At 66.2% G+C, this 20,334-nt stretch carries 19 protein-coding genes; 9 read left to right on the top strand and 10 right to left on the bottom strand.

The window, feature by feature from the left end; all coding sequences use genetic code 11:
- Positions 1-300: 300 nt before the first annotated feature.
- Complete coding sequence (locus KVT37_RS18995; protein WP_217575824.1) at positions 301-2,373, bottom strand: transcriptional regulator; 2,073 nt, start codon at positions 2,371-2,373, stop codon at positions 301-303.
- A 170-nt stretch (positions 2,374-2,543) separates the two neighbouring features.
- On the opposite strand from KVT37_RS18995, the gene KVT37_RS18990 reads away from it, so the two are divergent.
- Positions 2,544-3,629, top strand: a complete 1,086-nt coding sequence (locus tag KVT37_RS18990) for a PLP-dependent cysteine synthase family protein (protein WP_217575822.1) — start codon at positions 2,544-2,546, stop codon at positions 3,627-3,629.
- 84 nt (positions 3,630-3,713) lie between these two features.
- Positions 3,714-5,195: an aspartate aminotransferase family protein gene (locus KVT37_RS18985; RefSeq protein WP_217575820.1), complete on the top strand. Its 1,482-nt coding sequence runs from the start codon at positions 3,714-3,716 to the stop codon at positions 5,193-5,195.
- Positions 5,196-5,215: 20 nt separating this feature from the next.
- Here the strand turns inward: KVT37_RS18985 and KVT37_RS18980 are convergent, their stop codons facing one another.
- The 4 genes from KVT37_RS18980 to KVT37_RS18965 form a co-directional block, all read right to left on the bottom strand.
- Complete coding sequence (locus KVT37_RS18980) at positions 5,216-5,590, bottom strand: YciI family protein (RefSeq protein WP_217575818.1); 375 nt, start codon at positions 5,588-5,590, stop codon at positions 5,216-5,218.
- 94 nt (positions 5,591-5,684) lie between these two features.
- Positions 5,685-7,094, bottom strand: coding sequence for an ATP-binding protein (locus tag KVT37_RS18975; protein ID WP_217575816.1), 1,410 nt, complete (start codon positions 7,092-7,094; stop codon positions 5,685-5,687).
- Complete coding sequence (locus tag KVT37_RS18970) at positions 7,091-7,807, bottom strand: response regulator (protein WP_217575814.1); 717 nt, start codon at positions 7,805-7,807, stop codon at positions 7,091-7,093. The genes KVT37_RS18975 and KVT37_RS18970 overlap by 4 nt, the downstream gene beginning before the upstream one ends.
- Before the next feature lie 134 nt (positions 7,808-7,941).
- Positions 7,942-8,097 carry a hypothetical protein gene (locus KVT37_RS18965; protein ID WP_217575845.1) on the bottom strand — a complete coding sequence of 52 codons (156 nt, stop codon included), beginning with the start codon at positions 8,095-8,097 and terminating at the stop codon, positions 7,942-7,944.
- On the opposite strand from KVT37_RS18965, the gene KVT37_RS18960 reads away from it, so the two are divergent.
- From KVT37_RS18960 to clpS, 4 genes are all read left to right on the top strand, one after another.
- Positions 8,045-8,353, top strand: a complete 309-nt coding sequence (locus KVT37_RS18960) for a hypothetical protein (protein WP_217575812.1) — start codon at positions 8,045-8,047, stop codon at positions 8,351-8,353. The two genes, KVT37_RS18965 and KVT37_RS18960, sit on opposite strands and share 53 nt — an antisense overlap.
- Positions 8,354-8,391: 38 nt before the next feature.
- Positions 8,392-8,670, top strand: coding sequence for a hypothetical protein (locus KVT37_RS18955; protein WP_112099404.1), 279 nt, complete (start codon positions 8,392-8,394; stop codon positions 8,668-8,670).
- Positions 8,671-8,823: 153 nt separating this feature from the next.
- Complete coding sequence (locus KVT37_RS18950) at positions 8,824-9,150, top strand: hypothetical protein (protein WP_254634116.1); 327 nt, start codon at positions 8,824-8,826, stop codon at positions 9,148-9,150.
- Between the two features lie 128 nt (positions 9,151-9,278).
- Complete coding sequence (gene clpS, locus KVT37_RS18945) at positions 9,279-9,584, top strand: ATP-dependent Clp protease adapter ClpS (protein WP_217575810.1); 306 nt, start codon at positions 9,279-9,281, stop codon at positions 9,582-9,584.
- 162 nt (positions 9,585-9,746) lie between these two features.
- On the opposite strand, the gene KVT37_RS18940 is transcribed toward clpS, so the two are convergent.
- The 4 genes from KVT37_RS18940 to KVT37_RS18925 are packed head-to-tail and all read right to left on the bottom strand — an operon-like array spanning position 9,747 to position 16,593.
- On the bottom strand, positions 9,747-11,834 hold the full coding sequence (locus tag KVT37_RS18940) for a hypothetical protein (protein WP_217575808.1): 2,088 nt from the start codon (positions 11,832-11,834) through the stop codon (positions 9,747-9,749).
- A 3-nt stretch (positions 11,835-11,837) separates the two neighbouring features.
- A complete protein-coding gene (locus tag KVT37_RS18935; RefSeq protein ID WP_217575806.1) occupies positions 11,838-14,657 on the bottom strand; it encodes a DUF4159 domain-containing protein in 2,820 nt (939 codons plus the stop codon).
- A complete protein-coding gene (locus KVT37_RS18930) occupies positions 14,654-15,589 on the bottom strand; it encodes a DUF58 domain-containing protein (protein WP_217575804.1) in 936 nt (311 codons plus the stop codon). The genes KVT37_RS18935 and KVT37_RS18930 overlap by 4 nt, the downstream gene beginning before the upstream one ends.
- The gene (locus KVT37_RS18925; RefSeq protein ID WP_217575802.1) at positions 15,589-16,593 is read right to left on the bottom strand and encodes a MoxR family ATPase; all 1,005 of its coding nucleotides are present in this window, start codon (positions 16,591-16,593) and stop codon (positions 15,589-15,591) included. Before KVT37_RS18925 ends, KVT37_RS18930 begins: the two co-directional genes overlap by 1 nt.
- 155 nt (positions 16,594-16,748) lie before the next feature.
- On the opposite strand from KVT37_RS18925, the gene KVT37_RS18920 reads away from it, so the two are divergent.
- From KVT37_RS18920 to KVT37_RS18910, 3 genes are read left to right on the top strand one after another with little or no spacing between them, the layout of a single operon-like run.
- Positions 16,749-17,393 (top strand): DUF1285 domain-containing protein, encoded by a 645-nt coding sequence (locus tag KVT37_RS18920; protein WP_217575840.1) that lies wholly within the window; start codon positions 16,749-16,751, stop codon positions 17,391-17,393.
- Positions 17,393-18,025, top strand: coding sequence for a CoA pyrophosphatase (locus KVT37_RS18915; RefSeq protein WP_217575800.1), 633 nt, complete (start codon positions 17,393-17,395; stop codon positions 18,023-18,025). The genes KVT37_RS18920 and KVT37_RS18915 overlap by 1 nt, the downstream gene beginning before the upstream one ends.
- Positions 18,022-19,290, top strand: coding sequence for a CCA tRNA nucleotidyltransferase (locus KVT37_RS18910; RefSeq protein WP_254634115.1), 1,269 nt, complete (start codon positions 18,022-18,024; stop codon positions 19,288-19,290). Before KVT37_RS18915 ends, KVT37_RS18910 begins: the two co-directional genes overlap by 4 nt.
- Positions 19,291-19,310: 20 nt before the next feature.
- On the opposite strand, the gene KVT37_RS18905 is transcribed toward KVT37_RS18910, so the two are convergent.
- Positions 19,311-20,291, bottom strand: a complete 981-nt coding sequence (locus tag KVT37_RS18905; RefSeq protein ID WP_217575796.1) for a S8 family serine peptidase — start codon at positions 20,289-20,291, stop codon at positions 19,311-19,313.
- Between the last annotated feature and the right edge of the window lie 43 nt (positions 20,292-20,334).

The raw sequence follows: 20,334 nt of genomic DNA, 5'->3' as shown, positions 1-20,334 counted from the left end.
CGTCGCAAGGAAGCTCCTGGTCGTCCTCAACGCCATCATCAGGGACAAAATCGCATTCGCATGAACACAGTTGCCATGCCGTGACTTGGAAGCGCTGCTGCGGTGCAGAATTCTGCTCCGTTGCACGCCTTGGCGAAGGTAACGGCATGGATTCTAGGGTCTTCGCGACGGAGCTTCGCTCCTGCTCCGCCCTGGAATGACGATCGCGATGGGCGTTTCGGCCAATCTCCAAGGCATGCCGCCTACCAACGCAAACCGAGCCGACCGGGTGAAATCCCTGTGCAGTGCCACTAGCCGGATTCAATTCAATCCGATCAGCTTCGAGCCGTTCCGGAACAGAGCTTCTCCATCCCGGTCGAAGCGGAAGGTGGCGATGAAATCGTCGGCGCGATAGTTCGGCAACGTGTTGCGGATCGCGGCGGCGAAGGTTCGCGCCTCGTCCTGCCGGCCGGCCAGCGCCAGGCAATGCGCGGCGATCGCCAGGATGATGACATGGGCGTTTGGGCGCGCTGCGGCCTTGAGCGCCCATTCGGCGGCCGCTTCGAATTCGCCCAGCCTTGCATGCGCCATGGCGCGCGCGCCCATCATGCCGAACAGCAGCGGATCGAAGGGGCTGAGATGGCGCGAGTGGTCGGACGAGCCGATCGCCGATTGCGGATCGCCCGACTGCGAATGGACGAAGGACAGCGCGTAGTGGCCGAGCGCGAAGTTTGGGCTGAGGTCGACGGCGTTCGCCAGCTCCAGCAAGGAACCATCCTGTTCGCCGCGCAGCCACAAGGCGCGGCCCATCGCCCAATGGGCGGCAGGGTTGCGGTCGTCGACCAGCAGGCTCTGCCCGGCGCTTTCGAAGGCAAGCGCGGTCTCGAGGTCGCGGTCGCCCCAGCGCTGGAAGGCATTCTGCCAGTGGGTGAAGGACATGCCGGCATAGGCGCGCGCGAAAGTGGGATCGAGCTTCAGCGCCTCGCCGAAGAAATGCTGCGCCAGTTCGTTTTCCTGACGGGTGAAGCGATACATGTGCCAGAGGCCGCGATGGTAGGCCTCCCAGGCATTGAGCGAGTTGGGCGCTTTCAACAGCGCGCGGTTGCGCTCGACGGTCGCGATCTCGGCGGCGATCGAGGACACGATGCTGTTGCCGATATCGTCGATGACGATGAAAATGTCGTCGGGCTTGTGCTCGAAGGTCTCGGCCCAGACGATCCGTGCCGTGCGCACCTCGACAAGTTCGACCGAAACGACGACCCGGCCCGGTTGGCTGCGCACCGAGCCCGTCGCGACATAGTCGACATTCAGCCTGCGTCCGGCGTCGTCCGGCGCGATGTTCTTCTCGGCGAGCGCGAAGACCGAGCCGCGGGCGATGACGAAGAAATCGCGAAGCTTGGCAAGCCGCGTGATGATGTCGTGGGTAAGGCCATCGGCCAGCCCGCCGCGGAAGCCGCTCGTACCCGCGCTTTCCGCAAACGGCATCACGGCGAGCGAAGCCCGGCGTGTCGCAACCGCATCGGATTCGAGCGTGGTGACCGGCGGTTCCGGAATCGGAAAGGCCGGCCCGGATCGCGCGCATGGCGTTGCAGTGGCGTGCCGGGCCCTTATCTCCTGCCACGCCTCGCGCAGCGGCGTGAAGTCCAGTTCTTCGGAGTGGAACAGCTCCGCGGCGGTGGCAAGATGCTCCTCGCCGGCGCCGATCTGTCCGCGCCTGGCGAGGTTCTCCAGCAGCGCCACATGGGCGCGCCCGTCGAACGGCGCGAGCTCCAGCCATTTGTCGATATAGGCGCCGGCTTCGTCGGCTCCCTGCGGGACAAGGCCGATGATGTGCTCAAGGACGGCGACATGGCATGCGCTGAAACGGCGGCGCTGCGCCGTCAGCCAGCTGCCGAAATGCGGGCTGCGATCGACCTCCAGCCCATCGAGAAAATCGCCGGCGAACAGTTGCGCAAGCGCCCGCAGACGCTCGAGGCCGAGCGTCTCTATCCCTTCCGCCACGGCGGCGGCGGCTTCGATGGCATCGACGCTGGTACCGCCAAGGCGCAGCGCCACGGTATCGCCTTCGGTCTCGATTCGGTGAAGGCCCGGCTCGTCGAGCGCGGCGCGCAGCTTGCTCAGGCACCAACGCAGCTCGCCGCGCGGGTCGTTAGGCACGTCCCAGAGAAGCTCGCAGAGCCGGCTGCGGCTGACGGGGTGGGGCGCCAGCGCCAGATACGCTAGCAGCGCGCGCAATTTGCGCGACGAGGGCAGCGCGACCGGAACGTCGTGGCGCACAATCGCCAGCGGGCCGAGCAGCCGGATCGACAGGCCGGCGGCATCGCCTTTCAGGGCCGATCGGACGGATTCCACGTCCGTTTCCACGCTCGCTCCCACGCTGACCAGTTGGTCCATGTTCTATCACCAAACACGACAGGGCGCATCCGGCGGCGAACTCTCGCGCCGGACGCGGCCTTTACCGATTTGCCGGCAAGTCACATGCAACTAACGCGGCAAGGTGTCGAAACCGCGCCGCCCGAGCCGCCGGTCTGTAACCGGCGCGTGAGATATCGAGGAGAAAGCCCATGCTGCAGCAATTGAAAATCAGAACCACGGCCGGTCGCGGCCGGCTGTTCGACAGCATTCTCGACACGGTCGGCGACACGCCGGTCATTCGCATCAACAATCTCGGTCCGGGCCATGCGACGATCTATGTGAAGGCCGAGTTCTTCAACCCGGCGGCCTCGGTCAAGGACCGGCTGGCGCTCAATATCATCGAAGAGGGCGAGCGCAGCGGCCAATTGAAGCCCGGCCAGACCGTGGTCGAAGCGACGAGCGGCAACACCGGCATCGGCCTTGCCATGGTCTGCGCGCAGAAGGGTTACCCGCTGGTGGTGACGATGGCCGACAGCTTTTCCGTCGAGCGCCGCAAGCTGATGCGCATGCTGGGCGCCAAGGTGGTGTTGACGCCGCGCGCCCAGAAGGGCTTCGGCATGTACAAGAAGGCAGTCGAGCTTGCCGAGGCCAATGGCTGGTTCCTGGCGCGCCAGTTCGAGACCGAGGCCAATGCCGCCATCCACGAGGCGACAACCGGCCGCGAGATCGTCAATGATTTCGCCGGGTCGCGTCTCGACTATCTGATCACCGGCTACGGCACGGGCGGCACTGTCGCGGGCGTCGGCCGCGTGCTGCGTCGCGAACGGCCGGAGGTCAAGATCGTGCTCGCAGAGCCGGCCAATGCGCAGCTGATCGGCAGCGGCAAACACCAGGAGCGCGGCGCCGGCGGCGCGCCGGCCGCCAGCCATCCGGCCTTCGAGCCGCATCCGATCCAGGGCTGGACGCCGGACTTCATCCCCAATGTGCTGCAGGAGGCGATCGACCAGCGCTATTACGATCAGGTGGTGCCGATCCCCGGTCCCGAAGGCATCAAATGGGCGAAGGCGCTGGCGCAGCAGGAAGGCATCTTCACCGGCATCTCAGGCGGCGCCACCTTCGCCGTGGCGCGCCAGATCGCCGGCACCGCGCCGGCCGGCTCGGTGATCCTGTGCATGCTGCCCGACACCGGCGAGCGCTACATGTCGACGCCGCTCTTCGACGGCATCGAGGCCGAGATGGACGCCGAGGAAACCGCGCTGTCGCGTTCGACGCCGAGCTGCCAGTTCGAGGCCTGAAGATAGATACCGCGACGCCGCCGTTCGACCGGCGACGTCGCCATTTTTTGCGCATGATCGCCCACATGCCGGCGGGAGATACGGATGGACAGTTTTCGGGAATCGATGATCGCGGACGAAACGCTCGACCCGCCGGACTGGACCGATGCGGGAGCGCTGTCGCACCGGATCGTCGACGACGCCATCGCCTATCTCAGAGATGTCCGCGAGCGTCCGGCCTGGCGCGAGATGCCGGCCGAAGTGCGCGAATTCTTCAACTCGCCGATGCCGCGCTCGCCGGCGCCGGTGAGCGCCGTCTATGACGATGTCGCCCGTAACGTCATGGCCTATCCGATGGGCAACATCCATCCGCGCTTCTGGGCCTGGTACATGGGCTCGAGCAATTTCACCGGCGCGCTCGGCGATTTCCTGGCGGCGATCCAGGGCTCCAATCTCGGCGGCGGCAACCATGCCGCCGGGCTGATGGACAGCCAGGTGGTCAATTGGTTGAAGGAGATGGTCGGCTTTCCTGCCTCGGCCAGCGGCACGCTGGTCAGCGGCGGCTCGATGGCCAACATCATCGGGCTGACGGTGGCGCGCAACGTCAAGGCAGGCGTCGACGTGCGCGAGCGTGGCGTCGGCGCCATGCCGAAGCCGTTGCGGTACTATGCCTCGGACCAGGCCCATTCCTGCCACCGCAAGGGCATGGAGGCGCTTGGCCTCGGCAACCGGGCGCTGCGGCGGATCCCGACCGATGCGGGCCTGCGCATCGATATCGCCGCGCTCAGGGCGGCAATCGCCGAGGATCGAGAGGCGGGCTTCAAGCCGGCCTGCGTGATCGGCACCGCCGGGACGGTCAACACCGGTGCCGTCGACGATCTTCAGGCGTTGGCTGTGCTGGCGGCCGAGGAAGGCCTCTGGTTCCATGTCGATGGCTGCATCGGGGCGCTGATTGCGATTGCGCCTGAGAACAGGTCGCTCGTCGCCGGCATCGAGCAGGCGGATTCGATGGCGCTCGATCCGCACAAATGGCTGCATGCGCCGTTCGAGGCCGGTTGCGCGCTGGTGCGGGACGCATCCCAGCATCGCAACACTTTTGCGGTCACGCCGGAATATCTGGAATCGGCGCCGCGCGGCCTTGCCTCCGGAGAATGGCTGTTCGATTACGGGCTGCAAACGTCGCGCGGCTTCCGCGCGCTCAAAATCTGGATGGCGCTCAAGGAGCATGGCGTCGAAAAGTTCGGCCGGCTGATCGACCAGAATATCGCCCAGGCCCGCTACCTCACCGGGCTGATTGAGGCCGAGCCGACGCTCGAACTGATGGCGCCGACCACGATCAATATCGTTTCCTTTCGCCATCGGCTGGCGGGCGCATCGGAGGACCGGCTCAAGGCGTTCAACACCGAGATCATGCTGCGGCTGCAGGAAGAAGGCATCGCGGCTCTGTCCGACACCACCGTGCACGGCCGGCACTGCCTCAGGGTGGCGATCGCCAATCACCGCACGCGGCGCGACGATCTCGATCTTCTGGTGTGTGAGACGCTTCGGCTGGGACGAGGGATCGAGGCGGCCGCGACACCGTTGTGAAGCGCGTCGCCGCGGTCGTCTCAACTGGCCGGCAGCGCAGCGCCGGGCCTAAAAAGCATGATCGGCCGGATCTCGTATACGGCGGTGGGGTTGACGCGTTTGAGGTCGCGCGCGGCGACGATCGCCTCGTCCAGGCTCGCGCAGTTAAGCACATAGAGGCCCAGCAACTGCTCCTTGGTCTCCGCAAACGGGCCGTCGATCACCATGGCGTCGGCCGGGCCACGCAACGTCACCGCTTCCGCCGTGGGGCCAAGCCTTGCCGCAGGCCCAAGCTTGCCCTCCCGGGTCAGCCTGGTGTTGACCTCGAGCAGGTCCTCCATCAGCGCCGCGTCCTCGTCCGGAGACCAGGACTGGACAGTGTCTTCGACGTGGTAGGCAAGGATGGCGTAAAACATGGTGCGGGTTTCCTCATGCCGGAGCGGCCGCACTATCACAAGGAAGAGGCAGCCGATCCAGTGGTCGAGCGAGGCCAGGCAGCCGCCTGCTGACTCAAGCTGCCACCGGCAGCCGCAGCTCCGTCAGCAGGCCGCCGCCGGGATAATTGGAAAGATTGACCTCGCCGCCGGCGCCGCGGGCGATGTTGCGGGCGATGGTCAGCCCAAGGCCGAGGCCGCCGGTCGTGCGGTTGCGCGATTCCTCCAGCCGCACGAAGGAGCCGAACACCGAATCGAGCTTGGCCTGTGGGATGCCCGGGCCCTCGTCGCGTATCGACAGCGTGATGATATCGCCGGCTCTCCTGACGTTGAGATGCGCCTTCTTGCCGTAGGTCACGGCGTTCTGGACGAGATTGGTGATGCAGCGGCGCAGCGCCACCGGGCGCGCGACGCAGATCAGGCCGCGCGAGGGCGTCGCATCGTCTTCGAAAGATGCATCCTCAAAGCCGTCGGCGACCGACTCCACCAGCGACCAGAAATCGATCCGCTCGTCCTTTTCCTCCGTCACCTCGAATTTGGCGAAGTCGATCACGGAGCTCGCGATGCTTTCGATGTCGGCGAGGTCGTGCGCGAGCGCCTCGCGCGCCTGCGACCTGCGCAACAGTTCGAGGCGCAGGCGCATCCGCGTCAGAGGCGTGCGCAGATCATGTGCCAGTGCGGCGGCAAGGTGCTCGCGGTCCTCGACATAGTCGCGCAGCCTGCCTTGCATGGCGTTGATCGCCTTTGCCGCGGCGCGGATCTCGCGGCTGCCGGTTTCGGCGATCGGCGGGCTTTTGAGGTCGTTGCCGATGCGCTTGACCGCCGTTTCCATCATCCGGTAGGGCGCGGTCAACCGGCGCAGCGACCAGATCGACATGATGACGACCAGCCCGGCGATCAGCGAATAGAGCGGCAGGCTGTCGAGGCTGAGGATCGGCCCAGGCGGCGTGATCGGCTCGGTGAAATTCAACCACTGGCCATCGGAAAAGCGCAGCGACGCCGTCAGCTTGTCGCTCTGGGCGAAATCCGCGGCCAGCACCAACAGGTCGCGCTCGACCTGGCCGACATCCCTGTTCATCGCCTCGCCGTCCGGAACGTCGGACTCCTGGGTAGCCGGATCACGCCGCACGCGCGCGTCGGTGATGCCGAATTTCGACAGGCGGCCGACCAGTATGTCCTCCAGCTCGGCCAATTCGTCGTCGCCGGCGATCGAAGAGGTGACGGCCGGCGTGTCCGAAACCGTCAGCGCATAGGTCGAGTTGAACAGGCCGGACGCGGTCGCTTTGCGCTCTTCGGGCGTGGCGTCATGCATCAGCTGCACCAGCGAATAGGCGCGGTCGTTCAACCGGTAGAGATCGACGATGCCGTTGGCGGCGGCCCGGTCGCGCGCGACGATGTAAAGCGTCGCGACCTGGCTGATCATCAGGCCGGCAATGACGATGAGCAGCACCCAGACAGGCAGGGTCTGCGGCAGGAAGCGTCTCATTCGGACGTGGTCTCGGGCAGGAACTGGTAGCCGCCGCTGCGCACGGTCAGAATGAGTTTCGGCATCTTCGGATCGTCTTCCATCTTGCGGCGGAGCCGGCTCACCAGAATGTCGACGCTGCGGTCGAAGCTGTAGCCAGTGTCACCGCCGGAAAGCTCGATCAGCTGCTCGCGGGTCAGCACGCGCTGCGCGCTCTTGACGAAGGTCTGCAACAGGTTGAACTCCGCCATCGTCAGTTCCACGCGGACGTCGTCAGGCGCCGTCAGGCGGCGTCGCGCGCAGTCCATGGTCCAGCCGGCGAAGCGGTAGACCTGCTTGGCGCTCGGGCGGCGCGGCTCGGCGCTGCCATTGCGGCGCAGCACGGCGCGGATGCGGGCCAGAAGCTCGCGCGGATCGAAGGGCTTGGGCACGTAGTCGTCGGCGCCCATTTCGAGGCCCACCACGCGGTCGGTCGTTTCGGTGACCGCGGTCAGCATGATGATCGGCGTGGTGTAGTTGGCGCGGATCTCGCGGCAAAGCTCGAGCCCGCTTTTGCCGGGCAGCATCACGTCGAGAACGATCAGGTCCACCGGCGTGCGGCGCAGGACCGCTTCCATCTCGACGCCGTCGCCTGCCACCGTGGTGTGCAGACCGCGCTTCTGGAAGAACTCCTGCAACAGGTCGCGTATGCCCTTGTCGTCGTCGACGATCAGTATGTGTGCGTCGGATTTCACTGGAACCCTGTCATTTGTTGGCCAAGCAATCCCTTCGCCGACCACCCACACGATAGAATTCGGGCCACATCTTGGCCAGTGGCCGCTGTCGGCGCCGCGGCCGGCTTCCCCAGAAACAATCCAGAAACAAAATTCTACAATCGGGAAAAACTGGTGAAAAATTTAAAGGCCATAACCGGTGCCGTGGCGGTCAGGTGATGGCTGCGACGCAAGTTTCCGGAGTAACGGGCAAGACCAATGCAGAGGTTCTGGATCAGCGTGACGGGTGCTTTGCTCAGCATGTCGCTCATCACAGCAGCAGCCGGTGCCTCTAGTCCCGCAAAGGTCGCGCCACCGCTCACCCGGACGGAGCGCTGCACCAATCTCAGCCGTCAAGTTGACGAAGCCCTCGAAAACCATGCCGCGGCAACGCAGGTCACCGCGGCGAAGGCACTGCAAAGAAAGGGAGACCGGTTCTGCGCCAACAAGAAGCAGGCGCAGGGCATCCGGATGCTCGCAAACGCTTTGAAGCTGCTTGGAGTGACACCGGTCGACCCAGATCAGTGACGCTCAACTACCGACCCGCACAAAAAAGGAAGCAAGCCATGAAAAAGTCCCTTCTCTCCGCCCTCGGCCTCGGTGTTGCCCTGGCCTTCTCGATGCCGGCTCTCGGCAACGCCGCCGCCACCACCACCGCTGCTCCGGCCGCCGCCACCACGACGACGACGACCGCTCCGGCGGCCGACGCGACCGCCAAGCCTGCTCCCAAGAAGGTAGCGGCGAAGAAGGTCTGCAAGCCGACCAAGAAGCACAAGTGCCCGGCTCCGAAGAAGGCGCCGGCTGCGAAGCCCGCTGCTGCGAAGCCGGCTGCCAAGAAGCCCTGATCCAGAGCTCGGCATCACTTTTGACGAAGGCCGCTCCAGCCGATTTCGGCCGGGGCGGCTTCTTGGCGGCTGGAGCCCGAGACCGGCAGGTTTCGGCCGCACCGAGTTCAACCCTTAACCCGATCGCAATGCCGGTGCTGTAGGACAATCCGCATGAAGAAGCGGTTTTCGTCCCTGATGCGTTCGCTGACCCTCGGCGGTCTGATCGCCACCGCGGTGGCGCGCGCTTTGATCATCTTCACCGCCAGTCCCGTGCCGGATCCCGCCAGCGGCAGGACCGAACCCGAGCTCTTCGCCCCGCTGATCTCCTCCAGCTTCGATTACATCACGCCGGCCCGATCCTGGCTCCTGATCGTGCTCACGGGCGCGACCGTCATAAGCTTTGTCGCCTGGATGCTCTTCGCACTCCTGGAGCGCGGATCGGGGGTCGACGACGGCCCCTCCGGCAGGTCGCGCACGGCCGGGCGGCAAGGCCGTTGACCGGCAGCCAGCGCTTCCCCACATAGAGTTCATCGCCCTGGCCTCATCGCCGTTGCGCAGTCAAATGGACGAGCGCGTTCCCGCGTGACAAAGTTAAGTGAAACCCAGTTCATCGCTGGTGGATTCCGATGCCCGAAACCGTCATCAAACCCCGCGTCAAGACGCAGCCGAAGACCGAGCGGCCGAAGCTCTACAAGGTCATCCTGGTCAATGACGATTTCACGCCGCGCGAATTCGTGGTGAGCGTGCTCAAGGGCGAGTTCAAGCTCAGTGAGGACCAGGCGCACCGCGTCATGATCACCGCGCACACACGCGGCGTCTGCGTCGTTGCGGTGTTCACCAAGGATGTCGCCGAAACCAAGGCGACGCGGGCGACCGACGCCGGCAAGGCCAAGGGCTATCCACTGCTGTTCACCGTCGAGCCGGAAGAGTAGGGCTCCCTCCCTCGCCCCGTTTACGGGGAGAGGGACAGCGAGGCCGGCTTGCCGGTCGAGCAGGGTGAGGGGTAAGGCAGGCGCCATATTTTGATGGGCAGGCGCTGCCCCTCATCCGCCCTTCGGGCACCTTCTCCCCGTGAAACGGGGCGAAGGGAAAGATCACCGCCCCTCGCGATACCACATCGAGCCGATGGCGAGCAGCAGCAGGCCGAGGCCGAGGAAGCCGCCGAACAAAGGCACGCGCGACACGGCCTTGAGGGCGCTGTCATCCGTTGTGCGCAAGCCGATCCAGTCGTCGCCGGAAGCGGCCGCCGAAGAGCGGACCGGTACGATCGACGGCAAGGCGACACCGCCGGCGAGATTGCCGAGCGTGGAGGAGGGGGCAAGCCGCCGCACACTGCCGCCGGTCGCCTCGGCAGGGGCCTTCAGCCTGTCCTCGGTCGAGATCACGTCCGAGAATTCCGGCGCGTTGATCGGGCCGACATGGGCAAGCGCGGTCAAGTCGCCATTGCCGATCTGGTAAAGGCCGATCTCGCTGGTCTGCAGGCTGCCGGTGAAAATGCCGGGCTCGGATTTCTCCAGCTTCACCGTCACCGCCTTGCCGGAAGGCGTGATCACCTGGGCGGGGCCTGGATCGTCGCTCATCGTCTGGCGGCGGATTTCAAGCATCATGCCGCGGCCGTCGGCGGTCAGCCGTTCCTCTTCCAGTTCCGGCTCCTTCATCAGCCAGTGGGCGATGCGGCGATAAAGCTGGACATGCGGCCCGCCGCCCTCGAAGCCGCGCGCCCACAGCCAGCCTTGGTCGGACAGCAGCATGCCGACACGGCCTTCGCCCTTGCGGTCGAGCAGGAGCAGCGGCCGGTCGTCGGCGCCCTTCATCACCACTTCGCCTTCGGGATTCTTGACGCCGATGGTGCGGAACCAGCGGCTCCAATGCGGCGGTTCGCTCGCCGAGCCGTCGAGCCCGCGCGTCACGGGGTGGCGCTGGCCGAGATCCGTCAGGCGCGGATAGAAGGCCTTGTCCACCACCTCGCCGGTTGGCATGGCCGGCAGCGCGGCATTCAGCGGCGTGCGGGCAATGGAGTTCTCGCCGGCATATTCGGGACCGGCCGCGATCAGCAGCGCGCCGCCCTTTTCGACATATTCGGAGATGTAGTCGTAATAGAGGATCGGCAGCACGTCGCGGTGCTGGTAGCGGTCGAAGATGATCAGGTCGAAATCCTTGATCTTCTCCACGAACAGCTCGCGCGTCGGGAAGGCGATCAGCGACAATTCGTTGATCGGCGTGCCGTCCTGCTTTTCCGGCGGGCGCAGGATGGTGAAGTGGACGAGATCGACCGACGCGTCCGACTTCAAAAGGTTGCGCCAGGTGCGCTCGCCGGCATGCGGCTCGCCGGAAACCAGGAGCACGCGCAGGTTCTCGCGGATGCCGTCGACCAGCGCGATCGCCCGGTTGTTGGCGTCGGTCAACTCACCCGGCTCGCGGTCGATGCCGAGCTGGACGATGTTGCGGCCGGCATTGGGAATGGTGACCGAGAGCTTCATCGGCAGGCCGATCGTCGCATGCTCGACCGAAACCTGCTCGCCATTGACCGAGACCCGCACGTCCACCGGAGCGCCGTCGCCTTCCGTCGAAATGACGCGGTAGGTCATGTCGAGCGGCTTGCCGACGAGGCCGAAGCGCGGCGCGTTCTCGAAGCGGATGCGGCGGTCCTTCTCATGCTCGTTGCCGGTGATCAGCGCGTGCAGCGGCGCATTGAACTCCGGCGCGCCGGCGGGCGCGTCATGCACCTCGCCGTCGGTGATCATGATGGCGCCGCCGATGCGCGACGGCGGCACGTCGCGGAAGGCGCCTTCCAGGGCGCTGAACAGCTTGGTCTCGGTGCGCTCGTCGGCAGCCTCCGACTTGCCGGCATCGACGACACGGACATCGAACTGCTTGAAGCGGGCGAGCCGTTGCTGCATTCCGGCGACCGCTTCGTCGGTCTGCCTGGTGCGGTCGCCGATGTCCTGGCTCTGGCTGCGGTCGACGATGAGGGCGACGACGCTCTTCAGCGCCTCGCGCTCCTCGGCGAGGAACACCGGGTTGAGCAGCGCCGCGGCCAGCGCGAGCAGCGCGATGAAGCGCAGCGCCGAGCCGCGCTGGCGGAACCACAGGCCGACCAGCGCGAGCAGCAGCAACGGCACGAAGAGCAGGCCGAAGAGCGGCCAGGAGACGAGCGGTTCGAAGGAGATCGACCAGTTCATGAGCTACTGCCCCAGCCGTTCGAGCAGCACGGGCACATGCACCTGGTCGGATTTGTAGTTGCCGGTCAGCATGTACATCATGATGTTGACGCCGGCGCGCAGGGCATAAACGCGCTGCATCGGATCCGGCGGCACGGTCGGCAGCATCGGATCGCCGTTCTCGTCGACGGCCCAGGCGCCGGCGAAATCATTGGCGGTGATCATGATCGGCGAGACGCCGTCGCCGGTGCGCACCGGGCGGTTCTCGGTGTTGCTGGCCTCCAGCGAAGCCTCGACCCAGAGCGGGCTGCCGTTGAAGCGGCCGGGGAACTCCGGAAGGATGAAGAAGGATTTGGTCAGCACGTGGTCCGACGGCACCGGCTCCAGCGGCGGCACGTTGAGATTGGCGAGGATGTCGCGCAGCCGCTCCGTCGCCGGGCTCGCCGAGCCGGCGCCGATGCCATTGGAGAACTGGTCGCGCGTGTCGAACAGAACCGTGCCGCCCTGCTGCATATAGGCGTCGATGCGGGCGATCGCCGCCTGGCTGGGCATGGGCGCCGTCGCATCGATCGGCCAATAGATCAGCGGGAAGAAGGACAACTCGTCCTTGGCGATGTCGACGCCGGCGGGAGGACCGGGCTCGAGCGCGGTCTTCTCGATCAGGAAGCGGGTCAGGCCCTCGAGGCCGGCGCGGCTGATGGAATCGACGCCGGGCTCGCCGGTGATGACATAGGCGATGCGGGTTTTCGAAATGTCCTCGATCGCCTGGGCATCGCCGGGCTTGGAATCGTCGGCGCGGGCAAGATCGGCGTGGCCGAAGAGGCCGCCCAGCACGACCAGGACGGCTGCGGTGGTCGCCACGGCCGTTCGGCGCGGCCGGCGCGCCAGCAGGCCGCCCATCCAGAACACGGCCAAAGTGTCGAGCGCCATCAGCAGCAGCGCAACGGCGACCAGCGGCCCTTTGAGGTTCTCCGATTCATCGAAGGCATACGGGATGGCGGTCACCGGCAGCGACACCTGCGGCCGCGCCAGCGGCGCGAAGGTGCTCGACGCGTTGAGGAGATTATGCGCGAAGACGCCGGTCTCCGAGCCGTAAAGGCCGGGCGGGTTTTCCAGCGTCACCGGCAGCGGCCCGGCGCCGGGCACCAGCGGCCTGGCATCCGGCGAGGGCGGCGTCAGCATGCCGTCGGCGCCGATCATGCGGTAGGGGGCCAGCGAGACTGCCTTGGCTTCGGCATTGGCGACGGCCGCGCCCTGGTTGCGCGACAGCTGCACGACGCGCCGCAGCATCTCGACGAAGGTGCCGGAGATCGGCAGGTTCGACCATGTCGCCTCCGGCGTGACATGGAACAGCACCAGCGTGCCCTTGTCTTTCTTCATGCCGGTCACCAGCGGCGTGCCGTCGGCAAGCGTGGCCCAGGTGCGCTCGACGATGTCGGGCGTCGGCTCGGCCAGAACCTGCCGGCTCACCGTCACCTCGGAGGGCGGGGAGAGATCGGCGAAAGGACCGTTCTTCGGAAATTCCGTGACCGCCTGCGGCGTCGTCCACGACAGCGCGCCGCCAAGCGCCCGCTCGCCGCTGCGCAACCGTACAGGCAAGAGGTCGTCGTCATTGCCGGCGGCGGCCAGGCGCGGTCCGGCAAAGCGCACCAGCGTGCCGCCCTTGTCGACCCAGTCGACCAGACGCTGCTTGACCTGTTCGGGAATGGTGCCGACATCGGCCATGATGATCATCGCCGGCTTCTGGTCGAGAAGCTGCGGAATGGCGTCGGCAAGGTCGGCGCTCGACGGCTCGACCAGGTCGGCGAAGGGCTGCAAGGCGCGGCGGATATAGTAGAGCGGCGACAGAAGCGGCTGCGCCTGGTCGGCCTCGGCCTGCGACAAAAGCCCGACGCGGCGGCGCTTCGAGCTTTCATCCAGCACGCGCACGGCGCCGGCCTGGTGCTCGCCGTCGAGCGCGATCGAGGCGAAATCGTTGCGCAGTTCGAACGGCACCGTCATCGTCGCCGTGGCGGTGGCTTCGCCGGGCGAAAAAGTCAGCGTCGCATCGGCGATACGGCGGCCCTTGTCATCGAAGGCGCCAGCGGTGACCTGGGCCGGCGCCGGATCGCTGGGCGCGCGGATGGCGGTCAGCGCGAAGCCGTCGACCTGGTTGTCGGCACCGATCAGGCCGGTCAGCGACATCCGGTCGGACGTGGCCCAGACCAGCCGCGTCGCGTTCTTTTCGAGCAGCGTCCTGAACGCGGCCTCGTCGCCTTTGGCGGCAAGTCCGTCGGCCAGCACGGCAACGCTGGCGCCGGGCAGGCGCTCCAGCGCAGCGGCGACGCGGGCATAGACGGCCGGACGGTCAGTCGGGACCGGTCGCGGCTTGGCGGCGCGCAGATGATCGAGCGCGGCCGAGGCATCGAAGGGACCGATCTCGGCATTGGGCTTCTCGGCGGTGAAGGCGATGACGACCGGCACGCCGTTCGAGCCGGCATCGCCGATCAGCCGCTCGGCGGTGGCGACCCGCTTGCCCCAATCGGCGGCGCTTGCCCAGCCATTGTCGATGACCAGCGCCAGGGCCGCGCCTTCCGCCGGCAGTTTTTCGCGCGGATTGAAGACAGGCTCGGCCAGCGCCAGGACGACGAGCGCCGCCATCAGCAGCCGCAGCAGCGTCAGCCACCAGGGGCTCTGCTGCGGGGTCTCTTCGCGCCTCAGGACGCGGGCGAGGATTTTCAGCGGCGGAAACACTTCGGTCTGCGGCTTGGGCGGGGTGAGCCTGAGCAGCCACCAGATCACCGGCAGCGCCAGGAGGCCCCACAGAACCATCGGCGCCCCAAAGGAGAGCGGCAGCCAGCTCATGCGACCGCCTTTCCAGCTCGATTGGCAATTGACGCTGCGTGCCCGCCTTCCACGGTCATCGCCATATGGACGCGCACCAGCGCTTCGGAAGCGAGGCGGTCGGTGTGATTGACGGTGTAGCTCCAGCCGAGACGCTTGCACCAGGCGGCCAGTTCCTCACGGCGCGCCCTGTAGAGCAAGCGATATTCCTCGGCCAGCATCTCGGCGCGGCCGGCGGTCAGCTTGTCGCCGGTCTCGGGATCGGTGAACTCGGTGCGGCCGGCATAGGGGAAGGTTTCCTCAGCCGGGTCGGCGACCTCGATCAGGTGCGCACGCACGCCGTGGCGGGCGAGCACGTCGAGCCAGGCCATCGTCTCCTCGACCGAATCGAGGAAGTCGCTGACGAGGATGATGTCGCAGAAGCGGCGAATGGCCGACAGGTCGGGCTTGGCGGGCAGCGCGCCGGCATGGCTCAGCTGCGCGGCGATGCGCTCGGCGCCGTTGCGGGCGGTGAACGGGTCGGTCAGGCCCGGCCAGGCGATGCGTTCGCCACTGCGCGACAAAAGCTCGGCCAGGGCCAGCGCCAGCACCAGCGCGCGCGATTCCTTCGAAACGCTGGCGCCCGCCGATTTGTAGAGCATGGAAGGCGAAGGATCGGCCCATAGCCAGACGGTGTGGGCCGCTTCCCATTCGCGGTCGCGCACATAGGTGTGGTCGTCCCTGGCCGAACGGCGCCAGTCGATGCGCGAGGAATCGCCTTCGACATAGGGCCGGAACTGCCAGAAATTCTCGCCGATGCCGCGCTTGCGGCGGCCATGCCAGCCGGCAATCACCGTGTTGACGATACGGCGCGCCTCGACCAGCAGATCAGGGACCAGTGAGGCCCGCAACCGGCCACGGGCGAGCGCGTCGCGCGTCGCAACCGGTGCCTGGACCTCGCCTATTCGACCCATCAGATGCCTTTTGCCAGTTTCGCCACCACGTCGCGCACCGAAGTGCCTTCGGCGCGGGCGGCGAAAGTCAGCGCCATGCGATGCTGCAGCACCGGTTCGGCCAGGGCGCGAACGTCGTCGACCGAAGGCGCCAATCTGCCATCATATAGGGCGCGGGCACGGGCGCACAGTGTCAGTGCCTGGCTGGCGCGCGGGCCCGGGCCCCAGGCGACATGCTTGTCTGTTTCGGCGTTGCCCTGGCCAGGCCGGGCCGAGCGCACCAGCTTGAGGATCGCTTCGACGACGCTTTCGGGCACCGGCATGCGGCGGATCAGCGTCTGGATTTCCCTCAGTCTGGCCGGCTGCAGCACGTTGTCGGCCTTGGCCTCGTCGACGCCGGTCGTTTCGAGCAGGATGCGGCGCTCCGCCTCGATTTCCGGATAGAGGATGTCGACCTGCATCAGGAAGCGGTCGAGCTGGGCTTCGGGGAGCGGATAGGTGCCTTCCTGTTCCAGCGGGTTCTGCGTCGCCAGCACATGGAAAGGCGAGGGCAGGTCGTGGCGGGCGCCGGCGATGGTGACGTGATATTCCTGCATCGCCTGCAGCAGCGCCGATTGCGTGCGCGGCGAGGCGCGGTTGATCTCGTCCGCCATCAGCAGCTGTGTGAAGATTGGCCCGGAAATGAAGCGGAAGGAGCGCTTGCCGAACTCATCCTGCTCCATCACCTCGGAGCCGAGGATGTCCGACGGCATCAGGTCGGGCGTGAACTGGACGCGGCGCGAATCAAGGCCGAGCACGATGCCCAGCGTTTCGACCAGCTTGGTCTTGGCGAGGCCGGGCACGCCGACCAGCAGCGCATGGCCGCCGGCAAGCAGCGCCACCAGCGTGCGCTCGACGACCGCCTCCTGGCCGAAGATCACCCGGCCGACGCCGTCACGGACCCTCGAGATGTCGGCCAGCGCCTTTTCGACTTCCTCGATCATCGCTTTTTCGCTGATCGGGCTTTCCTTGATCATCACGCTCATGCCGTTTCGATCCTTGTGGTTGGAAATACCGGCCTGCATTCTCAATGTCGCAGAATGCCGCGATTCGGCCCCGCCTGGCGCCTCTAATCGAACTTAAATCACAGACTTAGGCGGACAAGGCTGACAATCGGGACAACAGTGACTATTTCGTGACCATGGCCGAACGCAGCGAACATCGTGAACAAAGCCTGAGCGAACAAAGCCTGACTGGCGCCACCGAGGCGCGGGGCCTGGAGGCGCTGATCTCGCGGGCCGCGCGCGCAGGCAAGGGACCGGCGCCGGTCGAGCGCTGGAATCCGGAATTCTGCGGCGACCTCGATATGGAGATCAAGGCGGACGGAACCTGGTTTTATCTCGGCACGCCGATCGGCCGCATGCCGCTGGTGCAGCTGTTTTCGAGCGTGCTGCGCAAGGATGCGGACGGCAAGACCTATCTGGTGACGCCGGTCGAGCGCGTCGGCATCCGTGTCGCCGACGCGCCTTTCATCGCCGTCGAGATGAATGTGTCCGGGAGCGGCGATGACCAGGTCATCACCTTCCGCACCAATGTCGGCGATGTCGTCGCCGCCGGGCCCGGCCATCCGCTGCGTTTCGTCGACGAGAACGAAACCGGCGGCCTGAAACCCTATGTGCTGGTGCGCGGACGGCTGGAGGCGCTGGTGGCGCGGCCGGTGATGTATGAGCTTGTCGAGCATGGCGAGGAAATCGATATCGACGGCAAGGCGATGTTCGCCGTCCGCTCGGGCGGCGAGGCCTATCCGATCATGCCGGCCGAGAAGCTGAAACGGCTGAGCGCGTGATGGACCAGGTGACGCCGGCGCCGTTCTCCGTTCCTGACTTTCGCGCCCGCGTTGCGGCGCAGGCGGCGATCGTCCCCGGCGACGATTTCGGCGACCATCGCTTCAATCCCGGCCACCCAAGGCTCGAACACGTCAAGCCGCTGCGCGACGCCGCGGTGCTGATCCCGGTGATCGACCGCGCCGAGGGCGCCATGGTGCTCCTCACCAAACGCGCCGAGAAGCTGCGCAGCCATTCCGGCCAGGTGGCTTTTCCGGGCGGCACCATCGACCCGACTGACGAGAGCCCTGAGGCCACGGCGCTGCGCGAGACCTTCGAGGAGATTGGTCTCGATCGCGGCCATATCGAGATCATAGGGCGTATGCCTGATTATGTGTCGGGCAGCGGCTACCGCATCGTGCCGGTGCTTGCCGTGGTGCGTCCCGGCTTTTCGCTGACGCTCAATACCGACGAGGTCGATGCGGCCTTCGAGGTGCCGCTCGGCTTCCTGATGAACCCCGTCAACCACAAGCGCGACAGCCGCTTCTGGAACGACCTCGAATGGTTCTTTTACGATATGCCCTATGGCGACCAGCGCATCTGGGGCGTCACCGCCGGCATCGTCCGCACCCTTTACGAGAGACTCTACGCTTGAGCGCCGACATCACTTTATCGGGCAAGGCCGACTGGCTGCACGACGAGCAACTGCAGCGGCTTCTGGCGGCGCTGAAGCAAGGCGGCGAGGAAGCGCGCGTCGCCGGCGGCGCGGTGCGCAACACGCTGCTCGACCAACCCGTGGCCGACATCGACATCGCCGCGACGACCTTGCCCGAAGAGACCATCCGCCGCGCCGAGGCGGCCGGCTTCAAGACGGCGCCGACCGGTATCGAGCATGGCACCATCACCGTGGTGGCGGGCGGCAAGCCTTACGAAGTGACGACGCTGCGCGCCGATATCGAGACCGACGGCCGGCGCGCGAAGGTGATTTTCGGCCGCGACTGGAAGCTTGACGCCGAGCGGCGCGATTTCACGATCAACGCGCTCTATGCGGAGGCAGATGGCACCGTCGTGGACCTCGTCGGCGGCATCGCCGATATCGCGGCGCGGCGGCTGCGTTTCATCGGCGACGCGGAAGCGCGTATCCGCGAGGACTATCTGCGCATCCTGCGCTTCTTCCGCTTCTTTGCCTGGTATGGCGACGGCCGGCCGGACGCGGAAGGGCTGAAGGCCTGTGCCAGGCTGAAGGAAGGACTTGCCCAGCTTTCGGCCGAACGCGTCTGGTCCGAACTGAAGAAGCTGTTGTCGGCACCGGATCCCTCGCGCGCGTTGCTGTGGATGCGTCAGGCCGGCGTGCTCACCGCCGCGCTGCCGGAAAGCGAGAAATGGGGCATCGATGCCATCCACGGCCTGGTCAGGACCGGGAAGGATCTCGGCTGGGCCGTCGATCCGATGCTGAGGCTGGAGGCGATCGTCCCGCCCGACGCGGTGCGTATGAAGACGCTCGGCGAACGGCTGCGACTTTCGAACGAAGAGGCGGGTCGCCTGCGGCATTGGGCGCTGACCGTCGTCCCGGAATCCAAGGCAACCGAGACCGAACTCGCCAAGAAACTCTATTACGGCGATCGCGACGGCTATCTCGACCGCATCCGGCTGGCGCTCGCCGCCGCGCGGACGCGCGCGGTCGAGGACAATCAGGCGATGATGGAGGCCGGCGGTTTTTCGCGCCTGCTCAATTTCGCGCTGAAATGGGAAAAGCCGGTGTTTCCGATCAAGGGCGCCGACCTGACCGAACTTGGGGCGGCGCCCGGGCCGAAGCTCGGCGCCACGCTGAAGAATCTCGAGAAGGAGTGGGTCGGGTCAGGCTTCACCCTGGAACGCGGCACGCTGATGCAGCGCGCCGCGCAAGCCCTTGAGATTTAGCCGGTCAGAGCGATCGGCCGTCAACGGATCGCCACGGGGGCCAGCGCCCGTGAGAGGCTTGCCTCGCCCTTGCCGTAGACGGACGGATCGTAATTGACCAGCGTGTCCGTGCGGGCCGTGTTGAGCAGGTCGTTGGTGATCTGCACCGGCGTCGCCTTGGTGAACTTGCTGCCGATGATCGCGGCGTAGCCGGAGATGATCGGCGCGGCGAAGGACGTTCCGTAAAGACCGGTCTTGTCGCCTTCGACGCCGACCACCAGGAAGTGGCTCTGCACCTGCGTATTGGCACCGGCATAGTCGGAATACCAGGCAAGCTGAGCCTTGTTGGCCGTCGTGCCGTTCGTCGACAGCGCGCCGACGAAGATCGCCGTCGACTTGCCGATCAAAGCCAGGTCGAGATAGTCCTGCTGGCCGTTAATGGCCGCGCCGACGGCGACGGCGTCGTTGCCGGCCGCCTTCGAGACGATCGCCGAGCCCCTGGTCGCGTAAGTGATGATCGACGCCTCTTCCGGGGCCCAGCCGATCTGGTTCACGCTGTAGCCCGCGGTCGTATACATGCCATAGCTGAGGTTGAGCACGTTGCGGCCGCCGGCCAGCGGGACATAGGTGCCGGTCGAGAAATCCTTGGAGCGGATGGTCGCCGCGGGGGCGATCATGCTTGCCTCCTCGCGTGTCCATTCACCGTGCCGCTGCGTCTGGACGCCGATGCCGAAATTGCCGGAGAAGCGCGACGTGCTGCTGAAGTCGTCGACCATGGTGATGGTGACGCCCTTGCCCTTGTAGCCGGCGGCCCATGCGGCGCCGACATCGGGGCTCATCCAGCTCTGCACGGTCTGCGTCGTCCGGGCCACCGGGATCGTTGCGCTCACGCATATGGATCCGCCGCCATGGCAAAGCGCCGCCGTCTCGTCCGGGCTGAGAGCCTCCTGCGCCGATGCGATCGGTGCCGAAAGCATGGCCAGGGCAGCAGCCACGCCCAACTTCAAGGAATTAACCGACATGTTCATTCTCCAGTCAGACAGGAACCAGGACGGACGATCGCGA

The organism is Mesorhizobium sp. GbtcB19, from assembly GCF_019091085.1.
Taxonomy (GTDB): domain Bacteria; phylum Pseudomonadota; class Alphaproteobacteria; order Rhizobiales; family Rhizobiaceae; genus Mesorhizobium.
The sequence above is the reverse complement of the archived record's forward strand: the minus strand, read 5'-3'. Positions and strand labels throughout refer to the sequence as shown.